The following is a 7,874-nucleotide window of genomic DNA, read 5'->3' as shown; positions in this document are numbered from 1 at the left end:
ATGGCAGCCTGAAGCCCCCTCCAGGCTGATCGTTCCCACGCTCTGCGTGGGAATGCCTCTCGGGACGCTCCGCGTTCCTGCCTCACCGCCGATGCAATGCCGAGCACCGTTGTGACGCAGAGCGTCACGGGCTGCATTCCCACGCAGAGCGTGGGAACGATCATTAGAGGCGCGTCGCAATTTCCCACTCTCTCTGCGGCGCTGTCCGCTAGCCCCACTACATCACCCCGCTCACGCTAGTCATTCCCTCGCAAAGGAATGCATCCATGGGCCGAAGCCGCTACACCATCACCGAACCCGATAAACCCCATTTCTTGACCTGCACTCTCATGGAATGGCTGCCGCTGTTTATCCGTCCCTACATTGTCGATCACTTGCTCAATTGCTGGCGCTATCAACAAACCCACCAAGATCTAAAGCTGTATGGTTACGTCGTCCTGGAAAACCATCTGCATTTCGTTGCCGAGGCTCCAGACCTGAGCAAATGCCTCCGCCAGTTCAAATCCTTCACCGCGCGTCAGATCATCGATGATCTGCAAAGCAAAGGTGCCGAACGCGCATTGCAAAGACTGCGCTTCAGCAAACGAGCACATAAGCAGGATCGGGTTTATCAGCTGTGGCAGGAAGGTTCGCACGCGGAAATGGTGTACAGCGAAACGGTGATGCGCCAGAAGCTGGATTACATCCATTACAACCCGGTGAAGCGTGGGTACGTGGATTTACCTGAGCACTGGCGCTATTCCAGTGCGAGGAATTATGCAGGGATGGAGGGGCTGATCGAAGTTCAGCGCTGGTACTGAGGGTCCCCCACCTGATCGTTCCCACGCTCTGCGTGGGAACGCAGCCCGTGACGCTCTGCGTCATTACGGTGCCGGGCGTTGCGTCAGCGGTGAGGCAGGAAAAGGCATTCCCACGCGGAGCTTGGGAACGATCAGTGGCGGCTGGAGAGTTGGTCTACATTGACTGGCGAGCCCTTTCGATCCGCTCGGATCACACCCCTCAGGAGCGTACGCATGTCATTACAAGGCAAAACCCTGTTCATCACCGGCGCCAGCCGTGGCATCGGGCGTGAGATTGCGCTGCGGGCAGCAAAGGATGGGGCCAACATCGTGATTGCCGCCAAAAGCGCTGCCCCTCACCCCAAACTGCCTGGCACGATTTTCAGCGTGGCGGCGGAAGTCGAAGCCGCGGGCGGCAAGGCGCTGGCCTTGCAGGTGGATGTGCGTGATGAAATGGCCGTGCGCCAGGCCATGGTCGACGCCAGCGAGCATTTCGGCGCCATCGATGCGTTGGTCAACAATGCCGGGGCGATCAAGCTGACCGGGGTGCAACACATCGAACTCAAGCGCTTTGACCTGATGCATCAGATCAACACCCGCGCCGTGCTGCTGTGCAGCCAGGCGGCCCTGCCCTATCTGAAGAAGTCCGGCGGACACATCCTCAACCTGTCCCCGCCGCTGAACCTGGCCACCAAGTGGTTCGCCCAGTACAGCCCTTACACAGTGACCAAGTACGGGATGAGCATGCTCACCCTGGGCATGAGCGAGGAATTCGCCTCCTACGGCATCAGCGTCAATTCCCTGTGGCCGCAGACCATGATCGCCACTGCCGCAATCGAGTTTCAACTGGGGTCACGCGAGTCGTTCAAGCACGCGCGTTCGCCGGTGATTATGGCGGATGCGGCTTACGCGATTCTCGATAGTAGCGGCCGAAGCATTACCGGGCGCTTGCTGATCGATGAGGAGATTTTGCGTGAGCAGGGAGTGACCGAATTTGATCATTACCGTTTTGAGCCGGACAGCAATGACAAGCTGATGCCCGACCTGTTTATCGACTGAAATATTGACCATTGTGGGAGCGAGCCAGCTCCCACATAGGTTCTGCGGTGAGAATCAGAACTCGATCCGCACATCCCCCTTCGGCACGCTGCAGCACGACAGGATGTAACCCTCGGCTTCGTCTTCTTCTGTGATCCCGCCGTTGTGGTCCATCTCGACCTCACCGCCCAGCTTCATCACCTTGCACGTTCCGCAGATCCCCATCCCGCAGGCTTTCGGAATCAGCAGGCCAAGCTTGGCCGCTGCTGCGTGGACGGTTTCCCCTGGCGCCACGCGAATGCTCTTGCCGGAGGCGGTGAATTCCACCTGGTGCAGATCCGCCACGTCGACTTCCGGTGCGTCTGCTGCGATTTCGGCTTGCTCCACCGCATCGGCACGGGCTTCCGGCGGCGTCGCGCCGAAGGATTCTTCGTGATAACGCTTCATGTCGAAACCCGCCGCCTCGAGCATGCGCTTGACCGCGTTCATGTACGGGGTCGGGCCGCAGCAGAAGACTTCACGCTCAAGGAAGTCCGGCGCCATCAGTTCGAGCATCTTGTGATTCAGGTAACCGCGATAACCGGCCCACGGTTCGCCCAGACCATGCTTCTCGCAGATCAGGTGCAGGCTGAAGTTATCGATCCGCGACGCCATGTGTTCCAGCTCGCGGTGGTAAATGATGTCTTTGGGCGAACGGGCGCTGTGGATAAACACCATGTCGACGTTGCCGTTGGTGTCATAGAACCAGCGCGCCATGGACATGCACGGCGTGATGCCGACACCACCGCTGAGGTAGAGTACTTTCGGCGCGGTGAAGTCCATGGCGTTGAACAGCCCGACCGGCCCGTGCACTGCCAGCTCCTGGCCTTCGTGCAGGGTGTCGTGCAGCCAGTTGGAGACCTTGCCCCCCGGCACGCGCTTGATGGTCACCGAAAAGCTGTACGGCACCGACGGCGAACTGGAAATGGTGTAGGAGCGCATGATCGGCACGCCGTCGATTTCCAGCTCCAGGGTGACGAACTGCCCGGGCTTGAAGAAGAACAGGATCGGCTGGTCGGCCATAAAGCAGAAGGTGCGCACATCCCAGGTTTCCTGGATGACTTTGACGCAACGGACAATGTGTCGACCATTGGCCCAGGTCTGGGTGGTTACCGGGTTCAGGAAGCTGTTGGACATGCTGATCTCCACGGCCGACTACCGGCCTTCATGTTGGCGATTCTGCGTATAGCGCAGCCCCGCCATTTACCTATCTGCGACATTCACATACTTATCGCGACCAGCCCCCAATTACCGGGGGTTGCGCGTCGGGAACAGATTGGGCCATGTCGCCCATGGATAAGGTTCTGGCGAGCGCCGGCCCCACACTCGCCCCATACCAAGACACACTCTTTACACCTTGCGTAGCAAACCTGATCAGCCACTTTCGCGGCCACGCAGATGGCCTTGAGGAAACACACGATGGACGTCACCACTACACTGAGCCTGGGCGATCCACTGGAACCCGCACGCAAGGCCACCGCGCAGATGCTGCAAGAGCGCGAGCGCACTTTCTCGCTGCCGCAGCCGTTTTACTCTGACGAGCGGCTGTTTGATATCGACATGCAGGAAATCTTCCAGAAAGAGTGGTTGATAGCCGGCATGACCTGCGAGATCCCGACCAAGGGCAACTACCTGACCCTGCAAGTCGGCAAGAACCCGATTATCGTGATTCGCGGCGCCGACGGCGTGGTGCATGCGTTCCACAACGTCTGCCGCCACCGCGGTTCACGGTTGTGCACCAGTGAAAAAGGCAAAGTCGCCAAACTGGTCTGCCACTACCACCAGTGGACTTACGAGCTGGACGGTCGCCTGCTGTTCGCCGGCACCGAAATGGGCGCCGACTTCGACATGAAGCAGTACGGCCTCAAACCGGTGAACGTGAAGACCGCCGGCGGTTACATCTTCATCAGCCTGTCGGAGAATCCACCGGCCATCGACGACTTCCTGTCGACGCTCAGCCATTACATGGAACCGTACGACATGGAGAACACCAAGGTGGCGGTGCAAACCACCTTGATGGAAAAGGCCAACTGGAAACTGGTGCTGGAAAACAACCGCGAGTGCTACCACTGCAACGCGTCGCACCCGGAACTGCTGAAAACCCTGCTGGAATGGGACGACGTCACCGACCCGCGTGCCGACCAGGCCTTCAAGGATCACGTAGCCGCCTCGGCCGCTGCCTGGGAAGCCGAGAAAATCCCTTACGCCCACGCCAGTTTCGGCCTGCGTAACCGCATCGTGCGCATGCCGCTGCTCAAGGGCACCGTGTCGATGACCATGGACGGCAAACAGGGCTGCGCCAAACTGATGGGCCGCATCAAGAACCCGGACCTGGGCTCGATGCGCATCCTGCACCTGCCGCACTCGTGGAACCACTGCATGGGCGACCACATCATCGTGTTCACCGTGTGGCCGATCAGCGCTCAGGAGACCATGGTCACCACCAAGTGGATCGTGCACAAGGACGCGGTCGAAGGCGTGGACTACGACGTGGAGCGCATGCGCCAGGTCTGGGATGCCACCAACGATCAGGACCGTCGCCTGGCCGAAGAGAACCAGCGCGGGATCAACTCCACGGCTTACCAGCCTGGACCTTACTCCAAGACCTATGAGTTTGGTGTGGTGAACTTCGTGGATTGGTACAGCGAGCGGTTGCTGAACAACCTTGGGGCGGAAGCTCCAGCCTACCTCAAGGGTGTCGCGGCGCAATAAAAGCTTGATCGTTTGATCGTTCCCACGCTCCGCGTGGGAATGCCTCAACGGACGCTCCGCGTTCGGCTCTTGGGACGCGGAGCGTCCCGGGCTGCATTCCCACGCAGAGCGTGGGAACGATCATTGGGCTGAGGCCCACCTCACACTGCCATCCTCGCCAATAAACGTCTCTTCGATGTTCTCCCCCACCAGCCGCACCTTCACATAACCATTCAACACCCGATCCGGGTACGCCGCATCCCGCGCATTTTGCGTTTCCGACCACAGCACCCGCGAATGTCCATTCAACTCGCTGGCATTGCCGTAGGGAATCGCCCCGTGCCCGGCGCAGCGCGCATGCAACCCGCCTTGAGTGGCATAGCAGATGCCGTTGTGCAAATGCCCCCAATACCAGTAATCCGGCTCGCGCCCCAGGGCATCGCAGACGGGTTGATACAGCGCGGTCTTGTTGTGCCCGGAAATATCGAAGCCTTGGTGATGACTGAGCACCATGATCTTCTTGCGTTGGGGCAGGCTTTTCATCCAGTCGATCTGCGGTTGGTTCAGGGTGCCATCCATGTACAGGTTCATGGCGTCCGAGGCATACGCCGTGTCGAGGCCGATCACCAGCCAATCGTCGTTGTACAGGGCGAAGTAACTGGTGCCCTGCTGCGCCGGAAAACGCTTGGCCAGTTCCTTGAAATAGCCGTGGGCGCCGCTGTACATCTCGTGGTTGGAATTGAGAGTGAAAGAGCCCTGCGTGCCCATCGGCCAGCCGGCCATGTCCACGTCTTCCTGGGAATGGGTGCCGGCGTAATACACATCCCCCAGGTGAATGGTGAAATTGGCCCGGGCCAGTTGCATCTGATTCGCCACCGCCACCGCCGGGGCATGGCTGTCGAACGGTCCGGTGCCCCAGTCGCCGGCGATCGCCAGAGTCACGTCGCGATCCATTTTCACCAATGCCGGGTCAGTGGCGAATGGCGCGTGATGCCGCAGGTTTTCGATCCATTTCAGCAGGGCTTCACTCCATAACAGGTCGAGCAGTTCCCATTTGCGGCAACCGAGCAGACTGCCGTCCTTCAGCACCCGGGTTTGTAACTCATCCACCGTTTGCGGCAACGGGCTGGCATTGCCGATGCGCAGGATCGACAAGCCATGGGCCAACTCCCACGGCACGCCCGGCTGATCGTCCGGCAACTCGCCATGCTTGAGCACGTGCTGCGCCTGATCGTGGCCGCGTTTGAGCAGCGCAATGATGGCTTCGAACTCCTGGGGTTCGAGCTCACTGACGAGCTTCATCCAGGCCATTTCCACGCGCGTGAGCAAACCATGCAACCGCACTTTTAGCTTGTCGTACTCGTGTTCCCAATGACTGACCAATGACATGTCGCCTTCCTCCATCCGTAGTGGAATCACAGGGTTTTCATGAACTCGATGAGCGCCCGCTTATCGAGTTCCGACAGTTGCGTGCCGTACAGGTGGCCACCGTTGTGGTTGCCCTCCAGACGCGTGTCGTATTTGAAGTCCGCCGAGGCTTTCATCTGCTGGCCACTGGTGACGAAGCCGACCTTGTCCTGGTCGTAAATGTCGGAGCCGGTGAAGAACACCAGCGGCCGCTTTTCCGGTGGTTGCAGCAAATCCCACAGGGTCGGCACCGAACCGTTGTGCAAGTACGGCGCGCGCAACCAGATGCCATCGGTGGGCGTGTTGCTGTAGCTCTGGGTCTTGCGATAGGCGCCAAAGTCGAACGGCGCTTTCTTGAAGCCATGGAAAGCCGTGACTAAACCGCTGGTGAACGAGTTCAGCCGATGGGGATCGGTGCCCAGTACATCAATGTTGGTGGTGACCTGACCGGTGTCGGTGCGGCCGAAATCATGGCAACCGGCGCAGTTGTTTTCCCAGACCGGTTTGCCCCGGGCGACTTTGGTCTGGTCCAGCGCGAACGGCCAGGCCGGTGCCTTGTGCCCGAGTAGCCAATTGGTCACCCGGTTGAAACTGTCCGGCAGCACCGACTCCGGTGTCGCGCCCACGGCCATGGCCGCCGCGTAGTTGCGCTCATGGATGTCGTTGTTGTTGCCGTCCCAGTGCAAGTACAGCGACTCCCGGGGTTTCTGGTTCCAGACTTGCGGCAAATCGACGGTGCCGATGGTCGAGTCATCCGGGAAGCCGAACACCACCATTTTCGTCGGGTTGAAGGTATCGGTGCGCCCCGGCCCTTGCGGTGCGCGCAGTTGCTGCCAGGCGTAGGCCTGTTTCTGCTTGATCAGCGCGCTGGTGGCCATCGGGATGATCAGGTAGCGGTTATACAGGCGCTCGAAGAACCCGAGCTGAAACTTGCTGTTGATCGCAGTCATCACCGCGTCGGTGGTGAATTTCGGGTCGCTGGCGCAATCGTAGGCGAACCACTGGAAGGCCTGCAGTTGCAAGGTATTGGCCGGCGCAGAGGCCACCGGAGTAGCAACGTCGCTGGCATTGGCGCGGTAGGAGCCGGTGTGGCACAAGGCGCAGTTGGGCTCCACGGTGGGGTAGCCGATCTGCCGCTTGGCCATGCCGATCGGCAGGTCCTTGCCGTTCTCGTAGAGGAAACCGAACACTTCGTAACCGCCGGGCTTCGGCAGTTTCTCCGGGCACATCTGCGGCAACACGGCGAACAGGTAATAGGGAATCCGCGCTTCGATGCCAAGGCCGATGGCGGCGTACTTGTAGTGGTCTTCGTCGGAAGCGTATTGCTCGGCCGGCACCACTCGCAGCATCTGGTACCAGGTTTCGTAGCCGATAAACCCCAGCGCCAGCACCACGACCAGCGTGGCGACCTTGAAGCTATGTCGCCGCCAGCGTCGCGCCCACGCTGCGCACCACTCACGCCAGCCATCGCGAAGCAGCGCGAAAGGCCGATTGGCCGGAGCGCTGCCCAGGTACAGCAGAATCCCGAGGATTAGGAACATGCTCAGATCGCCCAGCAGCATCGGCACGAACACCTGGGCCTGGTTGCTGGTGTTGATCAGGTAGATCCAGAACGCCACGGCGACCAATCGCGACAACACGCACAGCCACGAATGCACGACGTATTTGGGTGCGTTGAAGCCTGACGGCATGTAGAACAGGCTGATCCCCACCAGCAACATACCGGCGTTTTCCAGCCACGGATCGGAGAGTTGGGGAGGCATTCCGAGCATCGAGGTCAGCAACGCCGGCGCGAACAGCGCCGGGATCGCGAAGACCATGTTCATCACAATGCCTAGCCAGATGAAGCGTTGAAACCAGCGGATGTAACTGTCCATATTTGTTCCCCGGATCGTTCAGATCGTTCCCACGCTCCGCGTG

The 7,874-nt window shown here is 59.9% G+C and carries 6 protein-coding genes; 3 read left to right on the top strand and 3 right to left on the bottom strand.

The features are described 5' to 3' along the window. Positions 1-266: 266 nt before the first annotated feature. Positions 267-800: an REP-associated tyrosine transposase gene (locus tag AACY49_RS27980; protein ID WP_339527490.1), complete on the top strand. Its 534-nt coding sequence runs from the start codon at positions 267-269 to the stop codon at positions 798-800. A 213-nt stretch (positions 801-1,013) separates the two neighbouring features. Then, positions 1,014-1,838 (top strand): SDR family oxidoreductase, encoded by an 825-nt coding sequence (locus tag AACY49_RS27975; RefSeq protein ID WP_339527489.1) that lies wholly within the window; start codon positions 1,014-1,016, stop codon positions 1,836-1,838. A 54-nt stretch (positions 1,839-1,892) separates the two neighbouring features. Here AACY49_RS27975 and gbcB read toward each other — a convergent pair whose 3' ends face one another. Further along, positions 1,893-2,993 (bottom strand): glycine-betaine demethylase subunit GbcB, encoded by a 1,101-nt coding sequence (gene gbcB / locus AACY49_RS27970; RefSeq protein ID WP_339527488.1) that lies wholly within the window; start codon positions 2,991-2,993, stop codon positions 1,893-1,895. Between the two features lie 282 nt (positions 2,994-3,275). On the opposite strand from gbcB, the gene gbcA reads away from it, so the two are divergent. Then, positions 3,276-4,568, top strand: coding sequence for a glycine-betaine demethylase subunit GbcA (gene gbcA / locus AACY49_RS27965; RefSeq protein ID WP_258698734.1), 1,293 nt, complete (start codon positions 3,276-3,278; stop codon positions 4,566-4,568). A 120-nt stretch (positions 4,569-4,688) separates the two neighbouring features. On the opposite strand, the gene AACY49_RS27960 is transcribed toward gbcA, so the two are convergent. Next, complete coding sequence (locus AACY49_RS27960; protein ID WP_258698733.1) at positions 4,689-5,936, bottom strand: metallophosphoesterase; 1,248 nt, start codon at positions 5,934-5,936, stop codon at positions 4,689-4,691. A gap of 26 nt (positions 5,937-5,962) precedes the next feature. Next, on the bottom strand, positions 5,963-7,831 hold the full coding sequence (locus AACY49_RS27955; RefSeq protein ID WP_339527487.1) for a c-type cytochrome: 1,869 nt from the start codon (positions 7,829-7,831) through the stop codon (positions 5,963-5,965). Between the last annotated feature and the right edge of the window lie 43 nt (positions 7,832-7,874).

This window comes from Pseudomonas sp. EL_65y_Pfl2_R96 (assembly GCF_963970905.1).
Taxonomy (GTDB): domain Bacteria; phylum Pseudomonadota; class Gammaproteobacteria; order Pseudomonadales; family Pseudomonadaceae; genus Aquipseudomonas.
This window is presented reverse-complemented; position numbering and strand designations above follow the sequence as displayed.